Raw genomic sequence first — 13295 nt, 5'->3', positions numbered from 1 at the left:
GCGGGCATGGGTGACACCTACGAATCCGTCACGGTCGACGTCGAGGGCCACGTCGCGCAGGTGACGTTGATCGGCCCCGGCAAGGGCAACGCGATGGGCCCGGCGTTCTGGGCGGAGCTGCCCGAGGTGTTCGGGTCGCTCGACGCCGACCCTGCGATCCGCGCGATCGTGCTGACCGGCTCGGGCAAGCACTTCAGCTACGGGCTCGACCTGGCCGCGATGGGCGGCACGCTGGCGGCGGTGATGGCCGACGGCGCGACCGCCAAACCCCGCGCGGACTTCCACGCTCACCTCAAGACGATGCAGCAGTCCATCACCGCGGTCGCCGACTGCCGCACCCCGGTCATCGCCTCGGTGCACGGCTGGTGCATCGGCGGCGGTGTCGACCTGATCTCCGCGGTCGACATCCGCTACGCGAGCGCGGACGCGAAGTTCTCGGTGCGTGAGGTGAAGCTCGCGATCGTCGCCGATGTCGGCTCGCTGGCCCGGCTGCCGCTGATCCTCAATGACGGGCATCTGCGTGAACTCGCCCTGACCGGACGCGACATCGACGCATCCCGCGCCGAGAAGATCGGTCTGGTCAACGACGTGTACGACGACGCCGAGGCCAGCCTCGCCGCCGCGCACGCCACCGCCCGCGAGATCGCCGCCAACCCGCCGCTCGTCGTCAACGGCATCAAGGACGTGCTCGACGAGCAGCGCACCGCCGCGGTGTCGGCCAGCCTGCGCTACGTCGCCGCGTGGAACTCCGCGTTCCTGCCGAGCAAGGATCTCAGCGAGGGCATCACGGCGATGTTCGAGAAGCGGCCGCCGGAATTCCAGGGTGAATAGCAGCATTCCCCGATGAAGTCGCCAGAATTCGGCGACCGCATTTAGCCGCCGGCCGACCTGAATCCGGGCTTCTCCCAGGTCAAAGCGATATCAGCCACGCCCGCAATGGAATAGCGCCCCTTTTTATTCCGCGCTGTGTTCGTTTTCACTTCCGGGTGACTTTTCAGATTCGGCGCGGATATTCGGCGCCATGACTGATACAACCCCTTTCACATCAACCGATCGCCTTGCCCTGCAACGGATCGGCGCTCCACGCATCGCGAGCACGGCGGTGGCGTTCACCCCTCACCGCCACACCCAGGACGAGGTCACCCGCGAGCTCACCGACGTCGCGCCACCCGGCTTCGAACGCTTCACCCAGACCAGCGGAGTGGAGTCGCGCAACCTCGCGGTTCCGCTCCCGCGCTACGCCGAGATGACCGGGTTCACCGAAGCGAACGCCGCCTATGTCGAGGTCGCGACCGACCTCGGAACGCAGGCCATCCGGGCGGCACTGGAGGCGGCCCGATTGGAGCCCTCGGACGTCGACGCCGTCATCTCCGTGTCGAGCACCGGCGTCGCGGTGCCGACGATCGACGCCCGCCTCGCCGGCCGCGTCGGGTTTCGGCCCGACATCAAGCGCATCCCGCTGTTCGGGCTGGGCTGCGTGGCGGGCGCGGCGGGAACGGCTCGCATGCACGACTATCTGCGGGGCTACCCCGGTGACGTCGCGATCCTGCTGTCGGTCGAGCTGTGCTCACTCACCCTGCAGCGCGACGACTCCTCCATCCCCGCGCTCATCGGCGTCTGCCTGTTCGGGGACGGCGCGGCCGCGGTCGTCGGCACCGGCGCCGATCGTGCCCCGGCCTACCCCACCGCCCCGTCGGGGCCGTCGATACTCGCGACCCGCAGCAGGTTGTTCCCCGACACGATCGACGTCATGGGCTGGAACGTCAGCTCCAGCGGCTTCGGGCTGGTGATGTCCCGTGACGTGCCGAGAATGGCCGACGACCACCTGGGTGCGGAGGTCGACGGGTTCCTGGCCGATTACGGGCTGACCACCGCGGACATCGCGACCTGGGTGTGCCATCCCGGTGGCCCCAAGGTGATCGACTCGATTCGGCGCGCGATCGGACTCCCGCCGGCCGCCCTTGCACACAGCGCGGACTCGATGCGCGAGCACGGCAACATCTCGTCCGCGTCGGTACTCGACGTGCTGCGCCGTACCGTGCTCGAGCCGCCGAGCCCCGGCGAGCTCGGCGTGATGCTGGCGATGGGTCCGGGGTTCAGCTTCGAACTGCTACTGCTGAGCTGGTAGGAGGCGACGTGTACTACTACCTGTTCATCCTCGCGATCGGGGCCGAACGACTGGTCGAGTTGGTCGTGGCGCGGCGCAACGCGGCGTGGTCTTTCGCCAACGGCGGCAAGGAGTTCGGCCGCGGGCACTACCCGGTGATCGTGGGCATGCACACGCTGTTGCTCGTCGCGTGCATCCTCGAGGTGGCGGCCCTGCACCGACCCTTCGTGCCGTGGCTGGGCTGGCCGATGGTGGGCGTGGTGGCGCTCAGCACCGCGATGCGCTGGTGGTGCGCCACCACATTGGGTAAGCACTGGAACCCGCGGCTGATCGTCGTCCCGAACGCGCCGCTGGTGCGAGGCGGGCCCTACCGGTGGATCCATCATCCGAACTACACGGCGGTGGTCGCCGAGGTCGCGGCGCTACCCCTGGTCCACTCCGCCTGGGTGACCGCGATCGTGTTCAGCATCGCCAACGCCGCGGTGCTGAACGTCCGGATCCGCGCCGAGAACGCGGCCCTGGGCTACGCCTGAGGGTTGGGTCGGGCGCAGGCCCGGCCCATCTCCTAAGGTCGAGCCGTGACTCGCCTCGACAGCTTCTTCGAGATCTCGTCCCGCGGCTCCACGGTGGCCACCGAATTGCGTGGTGGCGTCGTCACCTTCATCACGATGGCCTACATCATCGTGCTGAACCCGATCATCCTGTCGGGCACTCCCGATGTGGCGGGCAACGAGCTCGGCTTCACTCAGGTGTCGGCGGTGACGTCGCTGGCCGCCGGCGTCATGACGATCGTCTTCGGCGTCATCGCCCGGCTGCCGTTCGCCTTCGCGGCGGGCCTGGGCATCAACTCGTTCCTCGCGAGCTCCATCGTCGGTTCGCTGACGTGGCCCGAGGCGATGGGCCTGGTGGTCATCAACGGCCTGATCATCGTGGCGCTGGCGGTGACCGGGCTGCGCAAGATGATCTTCGACGCCGTGCCCATGCAGCTCAAGCTCGCGATCACCGCGGGTATCGGGCTATTCATCCTGTTCATCGGTCTGGTCGACGCGGGTTTCGTGGGTGGCACCGACTTCCCGTCACCGCCGCTGGGGCTCGGTACCGGCGGCGTCGGCTCGATCACCACCGTGCCCGCCGTCATCTTCGTGCTGACGCTGCTGCTGACCGGCACCCTGGTGGCGCGGAAGGTCCGCGGGGCCATCCTGATCGGCCTCGTCAGCGGAACGGTCGCGGCGGTGATCGTCGAGGCCGTCTGGCACCTGGGCTCGTCGCAGGACAAGCCCGGCGGTTGGAGTCTGTCGGTGCCGACGCTGTCGGGGTCGCCGTTCGCGGTGCCCGATCTGTCGCTCGTCGGCGCCTTCAGCTTCGACAGCTTCGGCCGCATCGGCATCCTGGCCGCCGTGATGCTGATCTTCACGCTGGTGTTCACCAACTTCTTCGACGCCATGGGCACCTTCACCGGGCTGTCGCGGCAGGCCGATCTCGCCGACGAGCAGGGCGACTTCCCGCGGCTGCGGTCAGCGCTCGTCGTCGAGGGCGCAGGCGCCGTCGCGGGCGGCGCGGTGTCGGCGTCGTCCAACACCGTGTTCATCGAGTCCGGCTCGGGCATCGGCGAGGGTGCCCGAACCGGGTTGGCCAGCCTGGTGACGGGCGTATTGTTCCTCGCCGCAATGTTTCTCACGCCGCTGGCGGCGATCGTGCCCTCCGAGGTGGCGGCCGCCGCACTGGTGATCGTCGGCGCGATGATGGCCTCGCATCTGCGCGAGATCGACCTCTCCGACTTCTCGGTGACGCTGCCCGTGGTGCTGACCGTTGCGGTGATGCCGCTGAGCTACTCGATCGCCAACGGCATCGGCGTCGGGTTCATCTCGTGGGTGGTGCTGCGCAGTGCGTCCGGCAAGGCCCGCGAGATCAGCCCGCTGCTGTGGATCGTCGCCGTCGGCTTTCTGCTGTACTTCGCTCGGGGCTGGGTCGACGGCCTCATCGGGGTGTGAGCACCGCTTTGCGCTGGCAAGTCGGTTCCGGACGGTTTCGGACAGCAGGCAAATTCACGGACGATGTACCGGAGCCAACCCCGCGGAGTCAGTAGTCGGGGATCCGTCGTTTGGCGTTCACTGTCAAAAGCGCTGCTTATTAACGGTTAACGCGAAAACAGCGGTCGAGCCGGACATACTTTCGTAACCTTCACCGGACCCGCTTCCTGGCAGAATCCTGAGCGTGATCTTGACGTTCTGGCGAACTACGGTGTGCCGCCGATTTCCAGCATGAGCCTTAGCCAGAGTCGCGTTTCCCCGATCGGCGCCCGGCGCGCACCCACCGGTGCCACGATGTTCGCGCTACGCCTGGCGAGCGCCGGCCGGCGTCGGGCCGCGTTCCACCGCAGAACGCTGATGCAGTCGCGCATCGTGCGACCGCTGGCCGATGCGAGGTATGCGACCCGGATCGCCGAACACGTGGAACACGTTCCCGCGGTGTCCGTTTCCGACCGCGAGATCATCGACGCGCTGGAGGCCCGCGGGGTGTCGCTGCAGACGATCGACATGCCCGAGGAGGTGCTCGGCGCCGCCTACCGGCTCATTGAGACGCTTCGAGAGACGAGCACCCCCGAGCCGTGCGTGAAGGCGTCCCCCCGGCAACTGAGCGACGAACCCGATGTGTTCATCTGGGGCCTGTCGAACCGCTTTCTCGACCTGGCCGAGAACTACATCGGCCTGCCGCCGCGCTACCTCGGCGTCGAAGTGAAACGCGAACTCGTCCGGTCGGCTCAGGGCGCCCGCCACGAGACGGTGCGATCGTGGCATCTCGACCACGAGGATCGACGCATCCTCAAGGTCATCGTCTACCTCTCCGACGTCGACGACGGGGCGGGGCCGTTCGGCTACGTCGACCGGACTCATACGGCGCGCGTGAGTTCGCTGAGCTCCCGACAGCACCACGCGGTCTCCGACGAGCGAATGGCCGACGTCGTACCCAGGAGCGAGTGGCATCGCGTGACCGGACCGAGGTTCACCACCGTGTACGCCGACACCGGGCAGGTGTTCCACCGGGTCTTCGCGCCCACCTGCACCGAGCGGTACTCGGTGACGTTCGCGTACTCGAGTCACCAGCCGTATTACACCTACGAGCGTCTGATGCTCCCGCGCCACCGGATCCGGGCCCTGTGGGGACGGCTCACTCCCCGTCAGCGGAGGGCACTGGGTCGCCGATGTGGCGGTGGCGGAGGGATTTGAACCCCCGGACGGTGTTAGCCGTCTCTCGCTTTCAAGGCGAGTGCATTAGGCCGCTCTGCCACGCCACCGCCGACAATCGTAAGGGGTTCAGACCCGCCCCAGGCGAGCGGGCGACGGATCGGTCTGCAGCGCGGCGATGATGCGCCGACAGTTCTCTCCCATCGCGACGACCTGGGGTTTCGACAGCTTGCCCACGAAGTTCGCGCGCACGCCCTCCCCGTAGGTTTCGATGGCTTCGCGCAGTCGCGCCCGGCCCGACGGGGTGATGGTCGCCAGGACCGCTCGGCCGTCGTCGGGGCTCGGGCTGCGCGTCACCAACTGCTGCGACTCCAGCCGGTGGATCTGGCGAGTTACCCTGCTGGGCAACGAGAGCAGCTCGTCCGCGACGTCGCCCATGCGTTCACAGCCCGCCGGCGAGCGGTCCAGGATGTCGAGCAGGCGGACGTCGTTCAAGGTGAGCTGGTGTGTCTCGACGAGGGACCGGTTGAGCGTTGCGTAGAGCCGCAGGGACGCGTCCAGGAAGTTTTGCCACGCGCGCTGTTCCGCCGCATCGAGGCCCGGCATTGCGCCTGTCCCTGGTGTGGCGGTCATGTCCCCCATTGCCACATAGTAGGACGGTCGTGGCCTGCCCGTAAGGTTATGAACATGCAAGCAATCGTTGCCGACCCCGCCACCGGCATGGCGTGGCGGGACGTTCCGGACATCGCAGTTCAACCCGGCGAAATCATGATCAAAGTCGCTGCTGCCGGCGTCAACCGCGCCGACCTCCTCCAAGCCGCCGGACACTATCCACCGCCCCCCGGCGCCAGCCCCGTGATCGGGCTAGAGGTTTCCGGGGAAATCACCGAGATCGGTTCGGGCGCCACCGGCTGGTCCGTAGGTCAGCCGGTCTGCGCTTTGCTGGCAGGCGGCGGATACGCCGAACGGGTGTCCGTACCCGCCGGTCAGGTGATGCCGATCCCCTCCGGTGTGGATCGCCACGACGCCGCCGGACTTCCCGAAGTGGCGTGCACCGTGTGGTCCAACCTCGTGATGACAGCGAATCTTTCAGCGGGTCAGACCGTGCTGCTGCACGGCGGCGGCAGCGGCATCGGCACGCACGGCATCCAGGTGGCGCACGCACTCGGCGCCCGCGTGGCCGTCACCGCGGGATCGGCGGAGAAGCTCGCGCTGTGTGCCGAACTCGGTGCGGACGTGCTGATCAACTACCGCGACGAGGACTTCGTCGAACGCATCCGGGAGGCGACCGACGGGGCCGGGGCCGACGTGATCCTCGACCTGATGGGCGCCTCGTACCTCGACCGCAACATCGACGCCCTCGCACCCGACGGTCGACTCGTCGTCATCGGCTTCCAGGGCGGCGTCACGGGCGAACTCAACCTCGGCAAGCTGCTGGCCAAGCGGGCGGGCGTCATCGCAACGGCACTGCGCTCACGGCCCGTCGACGGGCCGGCGGGCAAGGCGGCCATCGTGGCGGCGGTGGTGGCGAACGTGTGGCCGATGATCGCCGACGGACGGGTCCGTCCGATCATCGGCGCCCAGCTGCCCATCGCTCGGGCCGAGGAAGCGCACCGACTGCTGCGCTCCGGCGAGGTGACGGGGAAAGTCGTTCTGCGCGTGTCGGACTGACGCGTCAACCGAGCGAGGCGAGCGCGCGCACAAGCTGGTCGATCTCGCCCATCGTCGTGTAATGCGACAGGCCGACGGTGACCGCGCCGCCGATGTCGTTCACGCCGATGGCGTCCAGTACCCGCGAACTGGTGTTGCACACCGCGAGCACGCCGTTGTCCGCGAGCCGCTGCACGACGCGGTCCGCGGGCACCCCGTGTACGGCCAGGCTCACGACGGGGATCCGCACCTCGGGCTGACCGATCAACATCACCAGCGGCAGCGAGCGCAGCGCCGTCACCAGGTAGTCGAACATGCGATCCAGGTAGATACCCACGGATTGCATTGAGTGGACCAGTCTTTCGCGCCGCGACCCCGACGCCGATTCGTCGAGGTTGGCCAGGTACTCGACACTGGCAACCAGACCGGCGAGCATGCCGAACTGGTGACCGCCCATCTCGAGGCGCGCGGTCCCGGTGGCGAACTGGTTCATCGACACCGAACTGAACGTCTCGATGACGGAGGGTTCGCGGAATGCCAACGCGCCCAGCGGCGGTCCGCCCCATGCGACGGCGTTCAGTGCGACGACGTCGACCTGGGTGTCGACGATGTCGAACAGACGGTACGGAGCGGCCGCCGAGTGGTCGACGACGACCAGCGCACCGTTCTCGTGCGCGAGCTTGGTGACCGGGCCCAGATCGGTCACCGTCCCGACGGACGACGACGCCGACGTGATCGCGACCAACCGAGTTGGGTTGTCGATCAGCGTCTCCCACTGCCACGCGGGCAGGTCCGCCGTCTCGATGTCGATCTCGGCCCACTTGACCTTGGCGCCGTAGCGGCTCGCGGCGCGCAGCCACGGCGCGACGTTGGCCTCGTCGTCGAGGCGTGTGACCACGACCTCCTGACCGAGCCCGATCCGGTTCGGCGCCGCATCCGCGAGCGCCGAGAGGAGGATCGCGCGATCGGCGCCGAGCACCACGCCACGCGGGTCCCCGCCGACGAGGTCGGCGACGGCCTGGCGCGCGGCCTTCAGGACGTTGGCGCTGCGCTGGGCGGCGGGGTGCGGGCCGACGTCGGTGGTCATCGACCCGCGGAAGGCGGTCGACACGGTCGTCGCGACCGAATCCGGCAGCAACATGCCGTACGAGGCGTCGAAATGCACCCAGCCGTCGCCCAACGACGGGTGCAGACCTCGCACCCGGGCAACGTCGTATGCCATGCCAGCCACCTTCGAGTGTCTGTGAATAACGCAACGCGAAACGAATTGGTCAGGTGCAGATCGCCACGTACGCCCCGGCAGACCTAGTCACCTGGGCAGCCATACTAGTGCAGTGACCTTGGCAGCCGGAGTCCTAGTGGCGACGTTGTTGCTGGTCATCCCCGGAGCAATCGTGGCGCGCACCGCACAGCTAACCTGGCCGACCGCCATCGCCGTCGGCCCCGCCCTGACCTACGGGGTAATCGCGCTGGCGATCCTGCCGATGGGCGCAATCGGAGTTCCGTGGAACGCGGGCACGGCGATGCTTGCTCTGCTCGTTGCTGTGACCCTCGTCACCGTTGCGCAGCTAGCTCTTTCACGCTTCCGCGACCGGACCGCCGAGACGCTCGGCGCAGCGCGTGGACCTGCGCTGGTGGTCGCCGCCGGGGTGGCACTCGGCGCCGGTCTGGTGCTGATCGCAGCAATGCGCGGGATGCCCAACTGGCAATCCGTTCCGAGCACCTGGGACTCGGTCTGGCACGCCAACACGATCAGATTCATCCTCGACACCGGGCAGGCCTCTCCCACCCACATGGGCGATCTGCGCAACGTCGAGACCCACGACACGCTCTACTACCCGTCGACGTTCCACGCGCTGGCCGCCGTGCAGGCCCAGCTCACCGGCGCGGCGCCCACCACGGCTTACACGCTGAACTCCCTGGCCGCCGCGGTCTGGCTGTTCCCGGTGAGCGCGGCGACGCTCACGTGGCAGCTGCTGCGACCGCGGACCGACCAGTGGCGCACCGCGGGCGCCGCAGCGGCGGCGGCGGCCCTGTCGGCGTCGTTCACCGCGGTCCCCTACGTCGAGTTCGACACCGCGTCGATGCCCAACCTCGTCGCCTACGGCGTCGCCGTGCCCGCTTTCGCCCTGATCGCGTCGACACTCCGGCACCGCGACCGCATCCCGATCGCGATCATCGCGCTGGTCGGGGTGTTCTCCGTGCACATCACCGGCGGGGTCGTCGCCGTCGTCTTCGTCGCGGCGTGGTGGTTGTGCGACGCCCTGTGGCACCCGGTGCGCGGACGCCTCCGCGACGTCGTCGCCCTGGCCGCCGTCGCGGTAACCACCCTCGTACTGCTCCTACCCCAGTTCGTCGGGGTGCTGCAGCAGGCCGAGATCATCGTCGGGCACGCGTTCGTGACGAATGAGGGGAAGAAGAAGGCGCTCTTCGACGCGATCGTGCAGCACACGCGACACCTCAACGACTATCCGATCCAGAACATCCTGATCGCGCTGGCGGGCATCGGCGGCGTCATCCTGCTGGTCCGGCGCATCTGGTGGCCGCTGGCCGTGTGGTTGCTCATGATCGTCTCGATCGTCCACTCGTCGGCGCCGTTCGGCGGGCCCGTCGGCGTCATCACGGGCACCTTCAGCGACCTGTTCTACAGCGACCCCCGCAGACTGTCGGCCGTGGTCACCCTGCTCATCACACCGATGGCGGGGATCGCCCTGTTCGCCGCGATCGCCGCCGCGGTGGCCGGTGTGCACCGCGTCACGCCGCGTCTCGGCGCGCGCGCCGGTTACGCCCTCACCGCTGCGCTGCTGGTCGTCTCGACGGTCGGCGTCGCATGGCACTACTTCCCGAGGCACGCGTATCTGATCGGCCAGAAGTACGACCGCGTGATGGTCGACGACAAGGACCTCGAGGCCTTCGCGTACCTCGCGACGCTGCCCGGCGCCCGCGACACCCTCATCGGCAACGCCAACACCGACGGCACGGCGTGGATGTACGCCGTCAACGGCCTTCATCCGCTGTGGACCCACTACGACTACCCCCAGCAGCAGGGGCCGGGTTATCACCGCTTCATCTTCTGGGCGTACGCCGACGACGCCGACACCGATCCGAGGGTCGCCGAGGCGGTGCACGCGCTCAACATCCGGTACGCCATCACCAGCACCCCGGTGGTCCTCGGGTTCGCCATGCCCGACGGACTAGTCTCGCTAGACAAGTCGCGGTCGTGGAAGAAGATCTACGACAACGGCTCGGACCGCATCTACGAGTGGCAGGGCGCATGACGACCGAGAACAACGACTTCGAGATCATCGATTCGCAGGACGCCGGGGACACCTCCGACGCCGAGGGCAAGTCGCTGACCGACCTGGTGGAACAGCCGGCGAAGGTCATGCGGATCGGCACGATGATCAAACAGCTGCTCGAGGAGGTCCGGGCCGCCCCGCTCGACGACGCGAGCCGGAGCCGGTTGCGCGAGATCCACGCGCGCAGCGTGCACGAGCTGGAGGAGGGGCTGGCACCCGAACTCCGCGAGGAACTCGAGCGTCTCGCGCTGCCCTTCGGCGAGGACGCGCTGCCGTCCGACGCCGAGCTCCGCATCGCGCAGGCGCAGCTGGTGGGTTGGCTGGAGGGCCTCTTCCACGGCATCCAGACCGCGTTGTTCGCCCAGCAGATGGCGGCCCGCCAGCAGCTGGAGCAGATGCGCCAGGGCGCGCTGCCCCCCGGCGTCACCGGCGTCCCCGGTGGCCCGGGGCATCAGTCCGGGACAGGTCAGTACATCTAGCGGTGAGTAGCCCGCCCAGCAGTGAGCACCCGTCGATCTCGACCCAGAACGCATGGGTCGAGTTCCCCATCTTCGACGCCAAGTCGCGCTCGTTGAAGAAGGCCTTCCTCGGCAAGGCCGGCGGCGCGATCGGCCGCAACGAGTCCAACGTCGTGGTGATCGAGGCGCTACGCGACATCACCATGTCGCTGGAGATGGGTGACCGCGTGGGCCTCGTCGGGCACAACGGCGCGGGCAAGTCGACGCTCCTGCGCCTGCTGTCGGGCATCTACGAGCCGACCCGCGGATCGGCCACCGTGCGCGGCCGAGTGGCCCCGGTGTTCGATCTCGGCGTCGGCATGGACCCGGAGATCTCCGGGTTCGAGAACATCCTGATCCGCGGCATGTTCCTCGGCCAGACCCGCAAGCAGATGGCGGCCAAGGTCGACGAGATCGCGGACTTCACCGAACTCGGCGACTACCTCTCGATGCCGCTGCGCACCTACTCCACCGGCATGCGGGTGCGGTTGGCGATGGGCGTGGTTACCAGCATCGACCCGGAGATCCTCCTTCTCGACGAGGGCATCGGCGCCGTCGACGCCGAGTTCCTCAAGAAGGCCCGCACCCGGCTGCAGGACCTGGTGGCGCGCTCCGGCATCCTCGTATTCGCCAGCCACAGCAACGAATTCCTGGCCCGGCTGTGCAAGACCGCGATGTGGGTCGACCACGGCACCATCAAGATGACCGGCGGTATCGAGGAGGTCGTGCGCGCCTACGAGGGCGAGGATGCGGCGCGTCACGTCCGCGAGGTGCTCGACGAGGACGCGCGTGCCTGACACGGTGTGCGCGGTGGTGGTGACCCACCGCCGGGTGGCCGCCCTCGCCGAGTCGCTGCGCGCGGTGACCTCGCAGAACCGGGCCCCCGACCACCTCGTCGTGGTCGACAACGACGACGATCCCGCGGTCGCCGAACTCGTTGCGGCACAGCCTGTTCCGACCACATACCTGGGTTCTCGCCGCAATCTCGGTGGGGCGGGCGGGTTCGCGCTGGGCATACTCCACGCGCTGAGCCTCGGTGCGGACTGGGTCTGGCTGGCCGACGACGACGGCAGGCCGGCCGACGACTCCGTACTGGCGACGCTGCTGGCGTGTGCGGACCGGCACGGCTTGGCGGAGGTGTCGCCGATGGTCTGCGACCTCGCCGACCCCGACCGACTCGCCTTCCCCCTGCGCCGCGGCCTGGTGTGGCGGCGGCACGTGTCCGAGTTGCGCGTCGACGGGCAGGGTGACCTGCTCGCCGGGATCGCCTCGCTGTTCAACGGGGCGCTGTTCCGGGCCTCAACGGTGGAAGCCGTTGGCGTGCCGGATCTTCGGCTCTTCATCCGCGGCGACGAGACGGACGTGCACCGGCGGCTGCTGTTGTCGAAGCTGCCGTTCGGCACCTGCCTCGACGCGATCTACCTGCACCCGCAGGGGTCCGACGAGTTCAAGCCCATCCTCAACGGCCGGATGCACACGCAGTACCCGGCCGACGAGACCAAGCGCTACTTCGTTTATCGCAACCGGGGTTACCTGCAGGCCCAACGCGGAATGCGGCACCAGCTGCTGCAGGAGTGGCTGCGCTTCGGCTGGTTCTTCCTGGTGTCCCAGCGCGATCCGGCGGGCTTCCGGGAGTGGCTTCGCTTGCGGGGGTTGGGCAGACGCGAGAGATTCGGAAGGACTGACACGTGACGTTCATCGACGCGGCAGCGCAGTCGAAGACCTTCGGGCGCGCGTGGCAGGACCTCGCCACGGGATTCGGCAAGCGCGAGTTGTGGCTGCACCTGGGCTGGCAGGACATCAAGCAGCGGTACCGACGCTCGGTGCTCGGCCCGTTCTGGATCACCATCGCGACCGGCACGATGGCTTGCGCCCTCGGCGGGCTGTACTCAGTGCTGTTCGGTCTGCCACTGGCCGAGCACCTGCCCTACGTGACGCTCGGGTTGATCATCTGGAACCTCATCAACGCCTCGATCCTCGAGGGCGCCGACGTGTTCGTCTCGAACGAGGGCCTGATCAAACAACTTCCGACACCGCTGTCGGTGCACGTGTACCGGCTGGTGTGGCGTCAGGTGATCCTGTTCGGCCACAACGTCATCATCTTCGTCATCATCGCCGTCATCTTCCCGCAGCCGTGGAAGTGGACCGACCTGTCCGTGATCCCCGCGCTGGCGTTGATCGTGCTGAACTGCGTCTGGGTGGCACTGTGTTTCGGCATCCTGGCCACCCGCTACCGCGATATCAGCCCGTTGCTCTTCAGCCTGGTGCAGCTGCTGTTCTACCTGACGCCGATCATCTGGAACGACCAGATGCTGCAGGAGCAGGGCGCCGGAACATGGGCCAGGATCATCGAATTCAACCCGCTGCTGCACTACGTCGACATCGTCCGCGCGCCACTGCTCGGGGCCGACCAGGAATGGCGGCACTGGGCGGTGGTGATCGTCCTGACCGTCGTCGGGTGGGTCGTCACGTTGCTCGCGATGCGGCAGTACCGCTCGCGGGTCGCCTACTGGGTTTAGCTCCCCGCGAACGTGAAGCTATGCGCGAAATTCGGGCG

Annotated in this window: 13 protein-coding genes and 1 tRNA gene; 11 read left to right on the top strand and 3 right to left on the bottom strand. The window is 68.0% G+C overall.

Annotation, left to right across the window (positions count from 1 at the left end; translation table 11 throughout):
• The first annotated feature begins 6 nt into the window (after positions 1-6).
• The 5 genes from NM203_RS27085 (at position 7) to NM203_RS27065 (ending at position 5334) form a co-directional block, all read left to right on the top strand.
• Complete coding sequence (locus NM203_RS27085) at positions 7-831, top strand: crotonase/enoyl-CoA hydratase family protein (RefSeq protein ID WP_255063696.1); 825 nt, start codon at positions 7-9, stop codon at positions 829-831.
• A gap of 190 nt (positions 832-1021) precedes the next feature.
• The gene (locus NM203_RS27080; protein ID WP_303625274.1) at positions 1022-2128 is read left to right on the top strand and encodes a type III polyketide synthase; all 1107 of its coding nucleotides are present in this window, start codon (positions 1022-1024) and stop codon (positions 2126-2128) included.
• An 8-nt stretch (positions 2129-2136) separates the two neighbouring features.
• Positions 2137-2640 (top strand): isoprenylcysteine carboxyl methyltransferase family protein, encoded by a 504-nt coding sequence (locus NM203_RS27075; protein WP_255063695.1) that lies wholly within the window; start codon positions 2137-2139, stop codon positions 2638-2640.
• A gap of 45 nt (positions 2641-2685) precedes the next feature.
• The gene (locus NM203_RS27070) at positions 2686-4098 is read left to right on the top strand and encodes an NCS2 family permease (RefSeq protein WP_255063694.1); all 1413 of its coding nucleotides are present in this window, start codon (positions 2686-2688) and stop codon (positions 4096-4098) included.
• Between the two features lie 333 nt (positions 4099-4431).
• Positions 4432-5334 carry a hypothetical protein gene (locus NM203_RS27065; protein ID WP_255063693.1) on the top strand — a complete coding sequence of 301 codons (903 nt, stop codon included), beginning with the start codon at positions 4432-4434 and terminating at the stop codon, positions 5332-5334.
• On the opposite strand, the gene NM203_RS27060 is transcribed toward NM203_RS27065, so the two are convergent.
• Positions 5313-5402: transfer RNA gene (locus NM203_RS27060), tRNA-Ser, on the bottom strand. The two genes, NM203_RS27065 and NM203_RS27060, sit on opposite strands and share 22 nt — an antisense overlap.
• Positions 5403-5421: 19 nt before the next feature.
• Complete coding sequence (locus NM203_RS27055) at positions 5422-5934, bottom strand: MarR family winged helix-turn-helix transcriptional regulator (RefSeq protein WP_255063692.1); 513 nt, start codon at positions 5932-5934, stop codon at positions 5422-5424.
• A 45-nt stretch (positions 5935-5979) separates the two neighbouring features.
• Here NM203_RS27055 and NM203_RS27050 point away from each other — a divergent pair, with 45 nt between their 5' ends.
• The gene (locus NM203_RS27050) at positions 5980-6963 is read left to right on the top strand and encodes an NAD(P)H-quinone oxidoreductase (protein WP_255063691.1); all 984 of its coding nucleotides are present in this window, start codon (positions 5980-5982) and stop codon (positions 6961-6963) included.
• Positions 6964-6967: 4 nt separating this feature from the next.
• Here the strand turns inward: NM203_RS27050 and NM203_RS27045 are convergent, their stop codons facing one another.
• A complete protein-coding gene (locus NM203_RS27045; protein WP_255063690.1) occupies positions 6968-8164 on the bottom strand; it encodes a cysteine desulfurase-like protein in 1197 nt (398 codons plus the stop codon).
• Positions 8165-8276: 112 nt separating this feature from the next.
• On the opposite strand from NM203_RS27045, the gene NM203_RS27040 reads away from it, so the two are divergent.
• The 5 genes from NM203_RS27040 to wzm are packed head-to-tail and all read left to right on the top strand — an operon-like array spanning position 8277 to position 13257.
• Entirely contained in the window at positions 8277-10220 is a 1944-nt protein-coding gene (locus NM203_RS27040; RefSeq protein ID WP_255063689.1) for a DUF6541 family protein, read from the top strand.
• On the top strand, positions 10217-10720 hold the full coding sequence (locus NM203_RS27035) for a bacterial proteasome activator family protein (protein ID WP_255063688.1): 504 nt from the start codon (positions 10217-10219) through the stop codon (positions 10718-10720). Before NM203_RS27040 ends, NM203_RS27035 begins: the two co-directional genes overlap by 4 nt.
• A 2-nt stretch (positions 10721-10722) precedes the next feature.
• Complete coding sequence (gene wzt, locus NM203_RS27030; protein WP_255063687.1) at positions 10723-11535, top strand: galactan export ABC transporter ATP-binding subunit Wzt/RfbE; 813 nt, start codon at positions 10723-10725, stop codon at positions 11533-11535.
• Entirely contained in the window at positions 11486-12430 is a 945-nt protein-coding gene (gene glfT1, locus NM203_RS27025; RefSeq protein ID WP_303625273.1) for a galactofuranosyltransferase GlfT1, read from the top strand. Before wzt ends, glfT1 begins: the two co-directional genes overlap by 50 nt.
• Positions 12427-13257 carry a galactan export ABC transporter permease subunit Wzm/RfbD gene (gene wzm / locus NM203_RS27020; RefSeq protein WP_255063685.1) on the top strand — a complete coding sequence of 277 codons (831 nt, stop codon included), beginning with the start codon at positions 12427-12429 and terminating at the stop codon, positions 13255-13257. Before glfT1 ends, wzm begins: the two co-directional genes overlap by 4 nt.
• Positions 13258-13295: the final 38 nt, after the last annotated feature.

It is taken from the genome of Mycolicibacterium arenosum, from assembly GCF_024320865.1.
GTDB classification, from domain to species: domain Bacteria; phylum Actinomycetota; class Actinomycetes; order Mycobacteriales; family Mycobacteriaceae; genus Mycobacterium; species Mycobacterium arenosum.
Note: the sequence above shows the minus strand (reverse complement) of the source record. Positions and strands in the feature narration are given on the sequence as shown.

Excerpts from the sequence above, each read along its gene's own strand:
- NM203_RS27085 (WP_255063696.1), top strand. The coding sequence starts at position 7 with ATGGGTGACACCTACGAATCCGTCACGGTCGACGTCGAGGGCCACGTC.
- NM203_RS27080 (WP_303625274.1), top strand. The coding sequence starts at position 1,022 with ATGACTGATACAACCCCTTTCACATCAACCGATCGCCTTGCCCTGCAA.
- NM203_RS27065 (WP_255063693.1), top strand. The coding sequence starts at position 4,432 with ATGTTCGCGCTACGCCTGGCGAGCGCCGGCCGGCGTCGGGCCGCGTTC.
- NM203_RS27055 (WP_255063692.1), bottom strand. The coding sequence starts at position 5,934 with ATGGGGGACATGACCGCCACACCAGGGACAGGCGCAATGCCGGGCCTC.
- NM203_RS27050 (WP_255063691.1), top strand. The coding sequence starts at position 5,980 with ATGCAAGCAATCGTTGCCGACCCCGCCACCGGCATGGCGTGGCGGGAC.
- NM203_RS27045 (WP_255063690.1), bottom strand. The coding sequence starts at position 8,164 with ATGGCATACGACGTTGCCCGGGTGCGAGGTCTGCACCCGTCGTTGGGC.
- NM203_RS27035 (WP_255063688.1), top strand. The coding sequence starts at position 10,217 with ATGACGACCGAGAACAACGACTTCGAGATCATCGATTCGCAGGACGCC.
- glfT1 (WP_303625273.1), top strand. The coding sequence starts at position 11,486 with ATGCGGCGCGTCACGTCCGCGAGGTGCTCGACGAGGACGCGCGTGCCT.